This window comes from Phytobacter sp. RSE-02 (genome assembly GCF_040578655.1).
GTDB classification, from domain to species: domain Bacteria; phylum Pseudomonadota; class Gammaproteobacteria; order Enterobacterales; family Enterobacteriaceae; genus Phytobacter; species Phytobacter diazotrophicus.
This window is the reverse complement of sequence record NZ_JBEULY010000014.1, coordinates 1-14,476: the sequence shown is the minus strand read 5'-3', so window position 1 is coordinate 14,476 and position 14,476 is coordinate 1. Positions and strand designations below refer to the sequence as shown.

Genomic DNA, 14,476 nt, shown 5'->3' with positions numbered 1-14,476 from the left:
GCGCATGACTTTAGGGTACGCACATGACCAGCCGTTTCATGTTGATTTTCGCCGCAGTGAGCGGTTTTGTTTATGTTGCGCTGGGAGCATTCGGCGCACATGTTTTAAGTAAATCGATGGGTGTTGTTGAGATGGGCTGGATCCAAACCGGCCTCAACTATCAGGCATTCCATACGCTGGCGGTTCTGGGGCTGGCGGTGGCGATGCAGCGTCGAATCAGCATCTGGTTTTACTGGAGTAGTGTATTTCTGGCCCTGGGCACGGTGTTATTTAGCGGCAGTCTGTATTGCCTGGCGCTTTCGCATCTGCGCCTGTGGGCGTTTGTCACCCCTGTTGGCGGCGTCTGCTTCCTGGCAGGATGGGTGTTAATGTTTATTGGTGCAATCCGTCTGAAACGTAAGGGCGTTGTTCATGAATAAAGTTGTTTTACTGTGCCGCCCTGGTTTCGAGAAAGAGTGTGCCGCAGAAATTACCGACAAAGCCGGGCGCCGCGAGGTGTTTGGTTTTGCCCGCGTCAAAGAGAACGCGGGTTATGTCATTTTCGAATGTTATCAGCCTGATGACGCAGACAAGCTGGCGCGTGAACTGCCGTTCAGCTCGCTGATCTTCGCCCGTCAGATGTTTGTGGCCGGCGAGTTATTGCAGAATCTGCCGCCAGAAGATCGCATCACTCCGATCGTGGGGATGTTGCAAGGTGTCGTGGAGAAAGGCGGTGACTTACGCGTTGAAGTGGCTGACACCAACGAAAGCAAAGAGCTGATGAAGTTCTGCCGCAAATTCACCGTGCCGCTGCGTGCGGCGCTGCGTGAGGCGGGCATTCTGGTGAACTACGAGACGCCGAAGCGCCCGGTGGTGCATGTGTTCTTTATCGCGCCGGGCTGTTGCTATACCGGGTACTCTTACACCACCAATAACTCACCGTTTTATATGGGCATCCCGCGTCTTAAGTTCCCTTCTGATGCGCCGAGCCGCTCAACGCTGAAACTGGAAGAAGCTTTCCATGTGTTTATCCCGGCCGATGAGTGGGACGAGCGCCTGGCGAACGGTATGCACGCGGTGGATCTGGGGGCTTGCCCTGGCGGCTGGACCTATCAACTGGTCAAACGCAATATGTGGGTTGTCTCCGTGGATAATGGTCCGATGGCGCAAAGCCTGATGGATACCGGGCAGGTGACCTGGCTGCCGGAAGATGGCTTCCGCTACCGTCCAAACCGCAACAACATTTCGTGGATGGTCTGCGACATGGTGGAAAAACCAGCTAAAGTGGCCGCGCTGATGGCGCAATGGCTGGTTAACGGCTGGTGTCGTGAAACCATTTTTAATCTCAAGTTGCCGATGAAAAAGCGCTACGAAGAGGTGCAGCAAAACCTGGCGTATATTGAGGAACAGCTTCAGGCGCACGGCATCAATGCCGAGATCCAAGCGCGCCAGCTTTACCATGACCGCGAAGAGGTGACGGTTCACGTCCGTCGCTGGTGGGCTGCGGTGGGTGGGCGTCGCGACGAGCGCTAAGCGTTTCCCATATAACTGACCTGCCTGGCAGGTCAGTTTACTTTCCTGTTTTTACAGGCTAAACGCCGGTTAGTGGTTACCGGGAAAGACGCAACTGCTGTAAGTTGCCATCAATATGGATATCCGTTTGCAGGCGCGAGATATCGCGGCAGACAAAGGCCATCTCTTTATGCTCTTCGAGCTTCTTGCGCCACTTCTCCGGCACCTCATCCAGACGGGCATACAGACCCTCCAGATCCTGAAAGTCGGTCAGCAACTGGGCCGCGCTTTTCGGGCCAATCCCCGCGACCCCCGGTATTTTTGAACTGCTAATACCCGCAAGGCCCCAGTAGTCGGGGAGTTGTTGGGGTGAAACGCCGAACTCGCTGGCGATAAAGGGGGCATCCAGCCAGCGCTTTTGAAAATAGTCACGAATGCGGATGCCCGGCTCCAGAAGCTGGCAGTAGCCTTTATCCGTGGAGACAATGGTGGCCTGATGTCCTGCATTTGCTACTTTGCAGGCGAGCGTAGCGGCCAGATCGTCGGCTTCGTTACCCGGCGACACCCAACTTTGTACGCCGCGCTGTGCAAAAGCGGCACGCAGGTCCGGCATCTCATCATGCAGGGTTTCCGGCATTGGTGGCCTTCCGGCTTTGTAATCGGGCAGCATCTGGTGCCGCCAGCTTTGGTTGCGGGCCTCATCGTCAAACACGGCGACCGCGTGGGTAGGCTGGCTGTGGAGTATCAGCTGATCCAGCGCGTGCTGGCAGGTGGTGACGCAGGGCGAACCCTGAACTGCGTGAATACGTCGAATAAGGTTGAGTGCGTCAACAATAAGCAGATGGATAGCCACCGTTCCCTCCAGGCCATGATACAGGCGTTCAGGGTAACATTGACGGGGCCGGGAGACTATCCGCAGCACGGGATTCGGGAAGACGCCTCGCAAAACGAGGCGCCGGATGATTAATCGCAGGCGACGATTTTCATCGCCAGACCACCACGCGAGGTTTCGCGATATTTGGCGTTCATATCCTTGCCCGTTTCGTACATTGTCTCGATAACTTTATCCAGGCAAACACGCGGCTCGCTGGTCCGGCGTAGCGCCATCCGCGCGGCGTTGACCGCTTTTACCGAGGCGATGGCGTTACGCTCGATGCAGGGCACCTGCACTTGTCCGGCCACCGGATCGCAGGTCAGACCAAGGTTATGCTCCATGCCGATTTCTGCGGCGATACATACCTGGGCAGGGCTTCCACCGAGCAGTTCAGCCAGCCCGGCGGCGGCCATGGAGCAGGCGACGCCAACTTCGCCCTGGCAACCCACTTCCGCGCCGGAAATTGAGGCGTTCATTTTATAGAGCGAGCCAATGGCACTGGCTGTCAGCAGATAGCGCGCCAGCGAATTGGCGTTGACCTGACGGATAAACTTGTCGTAGTAGGCCAGTACCGCCGGGACAATGCCGCAGGCACCGTTGGTTGGGGCCGTCACCACGCGCCCGCCTGCCGCGTTTTCTTCATTAACAGCCAGCGCGAACATGTTAATCCAGTCGACCACCGCCATCGGGTCGCTGGTGGTTTTATCGCTGCTTACCAGCAGACGGCGCAATGCCGCCGCCCGGCGCGGAACACGCAGTTTGCCTGGCAGCACACCTTCGGTGGTGATGCCGCGTTCAATTCCACCGCGCATGACGTCCCAGACGGCGGAAAGATGCGCCTCCAGCTCTGCCTTGCTGTGCAGCGCCAGCTCGTTTTGCATCATCAGGCCGGAAAGAGAGAGTCCGCTTTCGCGGCAGTGTTGTTGGAGGTCCGCAGCCGATTTGTACGGGTAAGGTACGGCGACAGGGGCGTCATCGCTCTGACCAAAGTGAGCTTCATCAACAATAAAGCCGCCGCCGATAGAGTAATAAGTCTGGCTGTACAGCACGTTTTCACCGTTCAGGGCGGTGATGCGCATCCCGTTTTCATGCAACGATAAATTATCTGCATGGAAATTCATGCACTTATCAACCGGGAACTCCACTTCATGGGCGCCGTTTGCCAGTAGCAGCCGTCCGTGGGTATTAACGTCCTGAATAAAGTCAGGAATGGCGTCGATATCCACCGTGTCCGGCAGATTTCCCGCCAGCCCCATAATGATGGCGATATCCGTATGGTGACCTTTCCCGGTCAGTGAGAGGGAACCGTAAACGTCCACCACAACGCGGGTGACGTTTTGCAGCATGTCGCGTGCGATCAGGTCGTCCGTGAACTGCTTACCGGCTTTCATTGGCCCAACGGTGTGGGAGCTGGAAGGGCCAATACCGATTTTAAAAATATCGAATACGCTGATCATGATGCAGTATCCATGGCTAAAAAGATCAGGGAAAAGCGCCGTCGTGCTGACGGCGCTAAGGGATTAGCTGAACAGAGAGAAGAAGATGGCGGAGATAGCGATAAGACCCATTACAACAACAAAGATGTTGCTGATATGGCCGCTGTATTTACGCATGGCCGGTACTTTATGAATGGCGTACATCGGCATCAGGAACAGAATCATCGCGATAATCGGGCCGCCCAGGGTTTCGATCATGCCGAGAATGCTCGGGTTCAGCGTCGCAACGGCCCAGGTGGTTACCAGCATAAACAGCGCGGTAATTTTGTTCAGTTTGTTGATTTCGATGGATTTACCTTTACCGCGCAGGGACTTAATCACCATCCCGTTAAAGCCTTCACGCGCACCCAGATAGTGGCCGAGGAAGGATTTGGTAATGGCGATAATCGCGATAATCGGCGCCATCCAGGCGATGATCGGTGCGTTAAAGTGGTTTGCCAGGTACGACAGAATGGAGATGTTCTGTGCTTTTGCCGCCGCCAGGTCTGCCGGGGAGAGGCTCAGTACACAACTGAACACGAAGAACATCACGGTCAGTACCATCATGATGTGCGCGTAAGAGAGAATGCGCGAACATTTACGTTCGGCTTCCACGCCATACTCTTCGCGTTTTGCGACTGCGAAAGAGGAGATAATCGGCGAATGGTTAAAGGAGAAGACCATCACCGGAATCGCCAACCACAGCGTCATCCACAGACCGTTGCCTGACACACTTGTGCTGCTCAAAGAGAGAGTATCCAGTGCGCTGGTGCTCCACTGTGGAATCAGGTACAGCGCCAGCATCATCAGTGCCACCACGAACGGGAACACCAGAATACTCATCGCTTTGACGATCATTTGCTCACCGAAACGTACGATGGTCATCATGCCGACGATCAGAATCAGCGACAGGATAGCGCGCGGCGGCGGGGTTAAGGCCAACTGGTGGGTCATAAAGCTTTCCACCGTATTGGTAATCGCCACGCTATACACCAACAGGATTGGGTAGATAGCAAAGAAATAGAGCAGGGTAATCAGCTTACCGGCGCCTTTGCCGAAATGTTCTTCTACAACTTCGGTGATGTCTTCCCCCGGGTTTTTACCTGAGAGGACGAAACGGGTCAGGCCGCGGTGGGCGAAGAAGGTCATCGGGAAGGCGAGAATCGCCATAATAATCAGCGGGATCATCCCACCTACGCCCGCGTTAATCGGCAGGAACAGAACTCCTGCGCCAATGGCGGTGCCATACAGTCCGAGCATCCACATGGTATCCGTTTTACGCCATGCGCTTCGGGTCTCGATTGAAGCAACGGTGCCGGTTTGAGTCGTTTCCATCTAATATCTCCAGGGAAAGTAAATGCCGCTTTTTGGTCAAATCCAATGCCAAAGAACACGGCGGTAATACGAAATTCTGCGCTTTTACGGTTTTTTTATAATTTCATCTCGTAACTATTGGCGGGCGGCACGATACATTTATGTTATGGATGGATCAGTGATCCCGATCGCAAATGCAATAATCCACTTTTTATACGGTTATTGTTGGGGTAAAGCTCTGCGAACAGATCGCTGCATGAAATTTATGGGCGCGAAGGCTATCATTGGCGGGATTCACAAGCAAAGTATGTGGGTTAAAACGAGATAAAAGATCTGCCTGATTTGCGTGTTTTAGCGTTTTATCAGCATTAATATAGGTTTTATGAATATTTATCTGTGGCGCCAGAGCAACGCAAACGATTGGCTTGCCAGGAAAAAGAGAGGGCGACATCGGCCGCCCTTATGGTTCAGGTGCAGATTTCGTAGCAAGGAATGTAGGCCGAGCCCGGCAACTTCATACGGTGCTGAGCGACGAAGCCTTGCAGTAAATCATCCATACGACGCATCATGTCGCGGTCGCCATGAATTTTGTACGGTCCATATTTTTCAATGGCCTGGATACCCATTTCCTTCACGTTACCGGTGACGATGCCCGAGAAGGCTCTGCGTAGATCGGCTGCCAGAACTTCCACGGGTTGGTCAGGATACAGTTTCAGGTTCGCCATGTTTTCGTGCGTCGGTTCGAACGGTACCTGCAGGTCCGGCGCTATGCGAATTGACCAGTTGAAGCTGTAAGCATCGCCGGTTTCGCGACGATTCTCTTTCACCTGCGGCATGGCTTTTTTCATCAGGCGGGCCACTTCGGCAGCGTCGTTAATGACGATACGATAGTGGCGACGTGCGCTTTCCCCCAGCGTATTGACGATAAACTCATCCAGCACGCGGAAATAGTCGGCGCTCTCTTTCGGCCCGGTAAGGATCAGCGGCAACACCTGATCTTTGTTGGCCGGGTTCATCAAAATACCCAGCAGATAAAGCAGCTCTTCTGCTGTACCCACCCCACCCGGGAAGATGATGATGCCGTGGGCGATGCGGACGAAGGCTTCCAGACGTTTTTCAATGTCCGGCATGATGATCAGTTCGTTGACCAGCGGGTTAGGCGGCTCAGCGGCAATGATCGAGGGTTCGGTCATCCCAATAAAACGCCCGTCTTTATAGCGCTGCTGCGCGTGTCCCACCGCTGCGCCTTTCATCGGCGCTTCCATCGCACCTGGACCACAACCGGTGCAGATGTTCAGTTCGCGCAAGCCCAACTGGGTGCCGACGCGACGCGCATACAGGTATTCCGTTTCGTTGATGGAGTGACCGCCCCAGCACACGACCATGTTCGGCGCTTCGCCAACGTGCAGCGCGCGGGCATTGCGCAAAATGGAGAAGACCAGATTGGTGATATGAATTGAATCTTCAAGATTCAGATGCTGGAGTCGCCCGGCGCTGTGAATTTGTCCATTCACAAACAAAATATCGCGCAGGACGGCGAAGAGGTTTGCCTGCAACGCGCGAATAATACGCCCGTCGACAAACGCATCTTCTGGCGGGTTAATAAGCTCCAGTTTTACGCCGCGTTCACGGCGTAAAACGTTGATATCAAAACTTTCATAACGAGAGAGCAGCTCTTTGCTGTTATCAGTCAGACTTCCGGAGTTAAGTACTGCGAGTGAACAGTTACGAAACAGTTGATACAGGTCGCTACTGGCCGTGCGTTTCAGCATATCGACTTCCAGTTGCGACAACATATCCATCGAGCCAAGCGGGCTAATATGTGTAATCAAGTGAACTCCTTACGGGATGAAAATTGTATCTTCCCTGATGATTACAATAGCCTCGGGTTATGACGTTTAACAACCTGCCGCGATGAATCTCCCTCGCAGATAGCAAAAAATTGTGTGTTTACTGACGAACCAGACGCCCGGTTGCGGGAATAAACCGGGTATTAGTGCGCCACGGGTTGATATCCAGCCCGCCACGTCGGGTATAACGGGCATAAACGCTTAAGCTTTCTGGCTGACAAAAACGCTGAATGTCGGTAAAGATGCGCTCGACACACTGCTCATGGAATTCATTATGATGACGGAAGGAGACCAGATAACGCAGCAGCTTTTCCCGGTCGATTTTCGGACCACGATACTGGATTTGCACGGAGCCCCAGTCGGGTTGGTGGGTGATCAGACAGTTCGATTTGAGCAGATGGCTAACCAGCGTCTCTTCCACCACTTTGCCGCTCGCCGCGTCAGTCAGCAGTGCCGCGTCGAAGTCGTAGTTATCAATAACGATATCCTGGTCATCAATGCAGGTGCCGTGGAAGTGGGCAATAGGCTGGCCTTCAATTTCATCGAGTCGGTATAGCGCGACGGAAACCTCGCCTTGCGCGCAGGCGCTAAGATCGCGCTCAAGCGTCTCACGTACCTCATCCCAGCTCGCGAAGCGGGTCTGATTAAAACTGTTAAGGTAAAGCTTAAAGCTTTTTGACTCCACCAGATTGATGCTGGCGTAGTTTAACTCCACATGGCCGACCGCCACCTGCGGCAGACCGTTAGCGTTAAGCCAGGAGAGTTCATAGAGCGTCCAGATATCTGCGCCCTGGAAGGGGAGATTCTCTGCTGTTAATCCCAGCGGATCGCGGTTCAGGCTGCGGGGAACACCTTGCAGCAGGCTGGCGTCGTAGCGATCGCGGTAGTCGGTGGTTTTGCCAAGCGTCAGGCCAGACAGCGCCTGGTGGTTATCATAGGAAGACATGTTTCATCGCCATATTTACGGGTACACTAATAGGCAAAGTGTATCCTGGCTTAGATAAAGAGAGAAAGCGGTGGAAAAAGAGATAGCCCTTGCCCTGAAAGCGTTTACTACGCGCTATTGCGATGCATGGCAGCAGTCGTACGGTACCTGGCCGCAAAGTGAAGAGCTGTATGGCGTGCCTTCACCGTGCATTATCTCCTCGACCGATACCCTCGTCACGTGGCAGCCGCAGCCGTTTTTACCGGAGCAAAATGTAAACGCGATTGAACGCGCGATGGATATTATGGTACAACCTGCGCTTCGCGTGTTTTACACCACACAATTTGCCGGGGATATGCAAGCGACCTTCCGTGGGGAAACGCTTACACTACTGCAAACCTGGAGCGCTGACGATTTCCAGCGAGTTCAGGAGAACCTGATTGGCCACCTGGTCACCCAGAAAAGACTTAAGCTTTCGCCTACACTTTTTATTGCTACTCTGGACAGCGACATTGATGTGATTTCGCTGTGTAACTTGAGCGGTGAAGTCATTAAAGAAACATTGGGCACCCGCCAGCGTACGGTTCTTTCCTCAGATCTTGCGGACTTCCTCAATCAACTTGAGCCTGTTCTGTAATCTTTATTGCTATTCCACTTGTGAGAGATCTCTTACAAAGCTTGTGAGAGATCGCCTGCTTGCTTTGCTATGGCTTACGTATCTTTATTGGTTTTTAATAATAAGATCAATGAGTTGGAAATAATAACCTTAGTTAAATTATAGTTAGCAGGGGAAATATTTGCCTTAGGCGCACTTGTAAGACGAAGAGGAATGGGTAATTCTATCTGCGTCGACAAGGAGTCGCACACTGAAACGAACATCAGGATGATGTTGTTTCGAGACGGGATACACCAGGATGGTGCTTCACGGACAGGCTTCCGGATGAAGTAAAAGGGAAAATGCAGGAACGCATTAAAGGACACCTCCAGGAGGGAGAACGAGAGCCGGTCAGGATGTTCGGTGGATCAGGAAGATCAAGGACACGCTTTACGGATGAGGCTAATCCACATCGGGGTGGTGTGGGCAGGATGCGCTAGTTTAAGGATGAACAAGGGTCAGGAGACCCGCAGGAAAAGTTGTCAAGGATGAGCAGGGAGCACGAAAAGTAGCTGGATTGCTGCGAAACGAACCGGGAGCACTGTTTTTACAGTGCTCCCTTTTTTTTATTTCTCGCTACAGATGCTATCCTGCGCGCCAGTTCGTTTGTTATTGAGGTTTTCATGACGCTTTCTTCCCGCGTGCGCCAGCAATTACAGCTTATCGAGGCGCTGTTACGTGAGCATAACCAATGGCAGTCCGTTGCGCCGGATGCCAGCGTGTTCAACAGTACTCAACCTTTCTGTATGGATACCCTCGAACCGTACGAGTGGCTGCAATGGGTGTTGATTCCCCGCATGCACGCCTTGCTGGACGGTGAACATCCGCTGCCTGAATCCTTCGCTATTGCGCCTTACTATGAAATTGCGCTCGAGGCGACGCATCCCGCGCGTGATGTCATTCTTGTGCAATTGCAAGAGCTCGACGCGCTCTTCTCAAATGATGATGCCTGATGCTTGAGATTATCTATCAGGACGAATGGCTGGTTGCGGTGAATAAACCCTCAGGCTGGCTGGTACATCGAAGCTGGCTTGATCGGGATGAAAAAGTGGTGGTGATGCAAACCGTCCGCGACCAGATAGGCCAGCATGTCTTTACTGCGCATCGTCTCGACAGACCGACCTCCGGTGTATTGCTGATGGGGCTTTCGAGCGAGGCGGGGCGTCTTCTGGCGCAGCAATTTGAGCAGCACCAAATTCAGAAGCGCTACCATGCGATCGTGCGCGGCTGGCTGATGGACGAGGCGGTGCTGGATTATCCGCTGGTTGAAGAGCTGGATAAAATCGCGGACAAATTTGCCCGGGAGGATAAAGGCCCACAGCCAGCGGTGACGCATTATCGCGGCATGGCGACGACCGAAATGCCGGTGGCGACCAGTAAATTTCCGACCACACGTTACGGCCTGGTGGAACTGCTCCCACAAACCGGGCGTAAGCATCAGCTCCGTCGCCATCTCGCCCATTTACGCCATCCGATTATCGGCGACAGCAAACACGGTGATTTGCGTCAGAACCGCAGTGCGGCAGAACATTTTGGCTGTAACCGACTGATGCTCCATGCCAGTCAGTTAACGCTCACTCACCCCTTTACCGGCGAACCGCTGACGCTGCATGCCGGGCTGGATGATGTCTGGATGCGGGCGTTGTCGCAGTTTGGCTGGCAGGGGCTTCTCCCTGACAATGAAAGGGTTGAGTTTGTTTCGCCGTGCGGTCAGGATGGCGGGATTCACATTTAACGCAAGGAGTGAGCACCATGGCGGAAGTCGGAATTTTCGTTGGCACCATGTACGGCAATGCATTGCTGGTGGCCGAAGAGGCACAAACGATTCTGGGCGAACAGGGGCACAGCGCTACTGTATTTGAAGATCCAGAACCTGCGGACTGGGATGCTTATAAAGATAAGTATGCGCTGGTGGTGACATCAACGACCGGGCAGGGCGATTTGCCGGACAGCATTGTGCCGTTGTTTCAGTACATTCGTGACAAAATCGGCTATCAGCCAGCGCTGCGTTATTGTGTGATTGCCCTGGGCGACAGCACCTATACAAATTTCTGCGGCGGCGGAAAACAGTTTGACGCGTTATTGCAGGAACAAAGTGCGCAGCGCGTGGGAGACGTTTTGCTGATCGATGCCAGCGAGGATCCCGAGCCTGAGTCGGTTTCTAACCCGTGGGTGGAACACTGGGCGACATTGTTAAAATGAGGTGTTGCCCTCCCCCTACAGGAGGGCAACCCACTTATCTGGCGGTAAGCGGTAAAATAGCGACGCGGCACATTATGCGGCAACTGAATCGAGTAAGCATTGGGCGTTTGCCAGTAAAAACCCTCTTCTCCTGAGGGGGTAAAAGTGCATTTACACTGCGTCAAGCGATGCGTTTCACATTATTCAAAACAGGCTGACTTTTAACCAAATGTTAGCGCCTCAACTTTTCATTTCCGTGAGTTAGTCCCCATCCCCCTGGGCTTTTGCAAGAAACCTTCATGCCGTGACCACACAATGTTGTGTTGTTGCACGGTGAGTGTTCAGGTACCCCTTTTTATACTTTTCCCGCAAGTTAAAAAAACGCAGTACGCAGGGAATAGCGACCCGGCAGTAAAACTGCAAAAAACACAAATACATCATTCGGTTCACCCCTACAGGTTGTCCTGTTCCGGATGAATGTACATGAACATTTATGCTTCGGGAGTACAACAATGAGTACATTAAGCCAAGCAGCGAGCAGCGCTGAAAAGCGTACCAATGCTCGCTACTGGATAGTGGTGATGTTGTTTATCGTCACATCCTTCAACTACGGTGACCGCGCCACGCTGTCAATCGCCGGGTCAGAAATGGCCAAAGATATCGGCCTTGATCCAATCGGTATGGGTTATGTTTTCTCCGCGTTTTCCTGGGCCTATGTTATAGGGCAGATTCCGGGTGGCTGGCTGCTTGACCGCTTCGGTTCCAAACGTGTTTATTTCTGGTCCATTTTCATTTGGTCCCTGTTTACCCTGCTGCAAGGGTTTGTCGATGTATTCAGTGGCTTCGGTATCATCGTTGCGCTGTTCACCCTGCGCTTCCTGGTAGGGTTGGCCGAATCGCCATCCTTCCCTGGTAACAGTCGCATCGTCGCGGCCTGGTTCCCGGCACAGGAAAGGGGGACGGCAGTCGCGATTTTCAACTCCGCACAGTACTTCGCAACGGTAATTTTCGCCCCGATTATGGGTTGGTTAACCCATGAGGTGGGTTGGTCGCACGTATTCTTCTTTATGGGTGGTCTGGGTATCGTTATCAGCTTCATTTGGCTGAAAGTGATTTACGAACCGAACCAGCATCCGAAGGTGAACAAGAAAGAGCTCGAATACATCGCAGAAGGCGGCGCACTGATCAACATGGATCAGAAAAGCGGGAAAGCGAAAGTCCCGTTCAGCGAAAAATGGGGTCAGATCAAGCAACTGCTTGGCTCCCGTATGATGATTGGTGTTTACCTGGGTCAGTATTGCATCAACGCCCTGACATACTTCTTTATCACCTGGTTCCCGGTTTACCTGGTTCAGGCTCGCGGTATGTCTATTTTGAAAGCGGGTTTTATCGCGTCCATCCCGGCAATTTGTGGATTTGCGGGTGGTGTGCTCGGCGGGATTATCTCTGACTGGTTAATGCGTCGTACGGGCTCTCTGAATATTGCACGTAAAACACCCATCGTACTTGGCATGTTGCTCTCTATGGTGATGGTGTTCTGTAACTACACCGACGTTGAATGGATGATTATCGGTTTCATGTCCATGGCGTTCTTCGGTAAAGGCATTGGTGCGTTGGGTTGGGCTGTTATGGCCGACACGGCGCCGAAGGAAATCAGCGGTCTGAGCGGTGGTCTGTTCAATATGTTCGGTAACATCTCCGGTATCGTTACCCCGATTGCTATCGGTTACATCGTTGGGACTACGGGCTCGTTTAACGGCGCGCTGATCTACGTTGGTATCCATGCCCTGGTGGCGGTACTGAGCTACCTGGTATTGGTGGGAGATATCAAACGTATCGAATTGAAACCTGTCACAGGACGATAATTATGAGTACGCAAGCAAGCCCCGTCATTACAGATATGAAAGTCATTCCGGTTGCTGGTCATGACAGCATGTTAATGAACATTGGCGGTGCGCATAACGCTTATTTCACACGTAACATCGTAGTACTGACAGACAACGCCGGTAACACCGGCGTTGGCGAAGCACCGGGTGGGGAAGTGATTTACCAGACGCTGGTCGATGCTATTCCGATGGTGCTGGGGCAGGAGGTGGCGCGGCTGAACAAAGTGGTTCAGCGCGTTCATAAGGGTAATCAGGCGAGCGATTTCGATAATTTTGGCAAAGGCGCATGGACATTTGAACTGCGCGTTAATGCCGTAGCCGCACTTGAAGCCGCACTGCTCGACCTGTTAGGTAAAGCGCTGAACGTGCCGGTCTGCGAACTGCTGGGGCCGGGTAAACAGCGTGATGCCGTAACCGTCCTGGGGTATCTGTTCTATATCGGCGACCGCACCAAAACCGACCTGCCATACCTTGATAAAACCGACGGCAATCACGACTGGTACCGTCTGCGTCATCAGGAAGCGATGAACAGCGACGCGGTTGTGCGTCTGGCCGAGGCGTCTCAGGACCGTTACGGTTTTAAAGACTTCAAACTGAAAGGCGGCGTACTGCCGGGCGAGCAGGAAATTGACGCGGCCCGCGCCCTGAAAAAACGCTTCCCGGATGCGCGTATCACCGTGGACCCGAACGGCGCCTGGCTGCTTGATGAAGCCATTGCACTGTGCAAAGGCCTCCAGGATGTATTGACCTACGCGGAAGATCCGTGTGGCGCAGAGCAGGGTTTCTCCGGGCGTGAAGTGATGGCGGAATTCCGTCGCGCCACCGGTCTGCCTGTTGCCACCAACATGATCGCCACTAACTGGCGTGAAATGGGCCACTCTGTAATGCTGAATGCGGTAGACATCCCTCTTGCGGACCCGCACTTCTGGACGCTCTCCGGGGCGGTACGCGTGGCGCAACTGTGTGATGACTGGGGGCTGACCTGGGGTTGCCATTCCAATAACCACTTCGATATTTCACTGGCGATGTTCACCCACGTTGGCGCGGCGGCGCCGGGTAATCCGACGGCCATCGACACCCACTGGATCTGGCAGGAAGGCGAAGCGCGCCTGACGAAACAGCCGCTGGAAATCAAAGGTGGGCAGATTGCGGTACCGGATGCGCCAGGACTGGGCGTGGAGATTGACTGGGCGCAGATTGAAAAAGCCCATGCCATCTATAAAAGCCTGCCAGGCGGTGCGCGTAACGACGCAGGTCCGATGCAGTACCTGATCCCCGGCTGGAAATTTGACAGAAAACGCCCGGTATTTGGACGTCAGTGACAGAGTAAAAGGATAAAATATGAGCGCTCAAAGTTCGACTCCTGTTGTTACGTCAGTGAAGGTCATCCCGGTCGCCGGGCATGACAGCATGCTGATGAACCTGAGCGGTGCGCATGCGCCGTTCTTCACCCGTAACATCGTTATCATCACCGACAACGCCGGCAACACCGGCGTCGGCGAAGTCCCCGGCGGCGAAAAAATCCGCCAGACTCTGGAAGACGCGACGCCGCTGATTGTCGGCAAAACCCTCGGCGCCTACAAAAATGTCCTCAACGAGGTGCGCGGCGCCTTTGCTGACCGCGACGCCGCGGGCCGCGGCCTGCAGACTTTTGACCTGCGCACCACCATCCACGTGGTCACCGCCATTGAATCCGCGATGCTCGACCTGCTGGGCAAACACCTGGGCGTCAACGTCGCCTCCCTGCTCGGTGACGGCCAGCAGCGCAGCGAAGTGGAAATGCTCGGCTACCTGTTCTTCGTCGGCAACCGTAAGGCGACGCCGC

The 14,476-nt window shown here is 53.7% G+C and carries 14 protein-coding genes and 1 pseudogene; 9 read left to right on the top strand and 6 right to left on the bottom strand.

The window, feature by feature from the left end:
* Window positions 1–23 precede the first annotated feature (23 nt).
* Both ABU190_RS22195 and rlmM read left to right on the top strand, forming a co-directional pair.
* Window positions 24–419 carry a DUF423 domain-containing protein gene (locus ABU190_RS22195; RefSeq protein WP_039077090.1) on the top strand — a complete coding sequence of 132 codons (396 nt, stop codon included), beginning with the start codon at window positions 24–26 and terminating at the stop codon, window positions 417–419.
* Window positions 412–1,512, top strand: coding sequence for a 23S rRNA (cytidine(2498)-2'-O)-methyltransferase RlmM (gene rlmM, locus ABU190_RS22190; RefSeq protein ID WP_354692420.1), 1,101 nt, complete (start codon window positions 412–414; stop codon window positions 1,510–1,512). Before ABU190_RS22195 ends, rlmM begins: the two co-directional genes overlap by 8 nt.
* Before the next feature lie 76 nt (window positions 1,513–1,588).
* Here rlmM and xni read toward each other — a convergent pair whose 3' ends face one another.
* The 6 genes from xni to queF form a co-directional block, all read right to left on the bottom strand.
* Entirely contained in the window at window positions 1,589–2,344 is a 756-nt protein-coding gene (gene xni / locus ABU190_RS22185) for a flap endonuclease Xni (protein WP_071194394.1), read from the bottom strand.
* 110 nt (window positions 2,345–2,454) lie between these two features.
* Window positions 2,455–3,822 (bottom strand): L-serine ammonia-lyase, encoded by a 1,368-nt coding sequence (locus ABU190_RS22180; RefSeq protein ID WP_354692419.1) that lies wholly within the window; start codon window positions 3,820–3,822, stop codon window positions 2,455–2,457.
* Between the two features lie 63 nt (window positions 3,823–3,885).
* Window positions 3,886–5,175, bottom strand: coding sequence for an HAAAP family serine/threonine permease (locus ABU190_RS22175; protein ID WP_354692418.1), 1,290 nt, complete (start codon window positions 5,173–5,175; stop codon window positions 3,886–3,888).
* Window positions 5,176–5,365: 190 nt separating this feature from the next.
* Window positions 5,366–5,605: a hypothetical protein gene (locus ABU190_RS22170; protein ID WP_354692417.1), complete on the bottom strand. Its 240-nt coding sequence runs from the start codon at window positions 5,603–5,605 to the stop codon at window positions 5,366–5,368.
* Window positions 5,606–5,621: 16 nt separating this feature from the next.
* Window positions 5,622–6,986 carry a nucleotide 5'-monophosphate nucleosidase PpnN gene (ppnN, locus tag ABU190_RS22165; protein ID WP_039077085.1) on the bottom strand — a complete coding sequence of 455 codons (1,365 nt, stop codon included), beginning with the start codon at window positions 6,984–6,986 and terminating at the stop codon, window positions 5,622–5,624.
* A 118-nt stretch (window positions 6,987–7,104) separates the two neighbouring features.
* The gene (gene queF / locus ABU190_RS22160) at window positions 7,105–7,950 is read right to left on the bottom strand and encodes an NADPH-dependent 7-cyano-7-deazaguanine reductase QueF (RefSeq protein WP_354692416.1); all 846 of its coding nucleotides are present in this window, start codon (window positions 7,948–7,950) and stop codon (window positions 7,105–7,107) included.
* 70 nt (window positions 7,951–8,020) lie between these two features.
* Here queF and syd point away from each other — a divergent pair, with 70 nt between their 5' ends.
* The 7 genes and pseudogenes from syd to gudD all read left to right on the top strand — a co-directional run.
* A complete protein-coding gene (gene syd / locus ABU190_RS22155) occupies window positions 8,021–8,566 on the top strand; it encodes a SecY-interacting protein (protein ID WP_193794280.1) in 546 nt (181 codons plus the stop codon).
* Window positions 8,567–9,207: 641 nt separating this feature from the next.
* Window positions 9,208–9,537, top strand: a complete 330-nt coding sequence (locus tag ABU190_RS22150) for a YqcC family protein (protein ID WP_354692415.1) — start codon at window positions 9,208–9,210, stop codon at window positions 9,535–9,537.
* Entirely contained in the window at window positions 9,537–10,319 is a 783-nt protein-coding gene (gene truC / locus ABU190_RS22145) for a tRNA pseudouridine(65) synthase TruC (RefSeq protein ID WP_079498494.1), read from the top strand. Before ABU190_RS22150 ends, truC begins: the two co-directional genes overlap by 1 nt.
* 17 nt (window positions 10,320–10,336) lie before the next feature.
* Window positions 10,337–10,786 (top strand): flavodoxin, encoded by a 450-nt coding sequence (locus ABU190_RS22140; RefSeq protein ID WP_039077081.1) that lies wholly within the window; start codon window positions 10,337–10,339, stop codon window positions 10,784–10,786.
* Window positions 10,787–11,277: 491 nt separating this feature from the next.
* A complete protein-coding gene (locus ABU190_RS22135; protein ID WP_039077080.1) occupies window positions 11,278–12,630 on the top strand; it encodes an MFS transporter in 1,353 nt (450 codons plus the stop codon).
* A gap of 2 nt (window positions 12,631–12,632) precedes the next feature.
* Window positions 12,633–13,973, top strand: coding sequence for an enolase C-terminal domain-like protein (locus ABU190_RS22130; RefSeq protein ID WP_354692414.1), 1,341 nt, complete (start codon window positions 12,633–12,635; stop codon window positions 13,971–13,973).
* 19 nt (window positions 13,974–13,992) lie between these two features.
* Window positions 13,993–14,476: pseudogene (gene gudD / locus ABU190_RS22125) on the top strand (glucarate dehydratase); the annotation flags it as partial.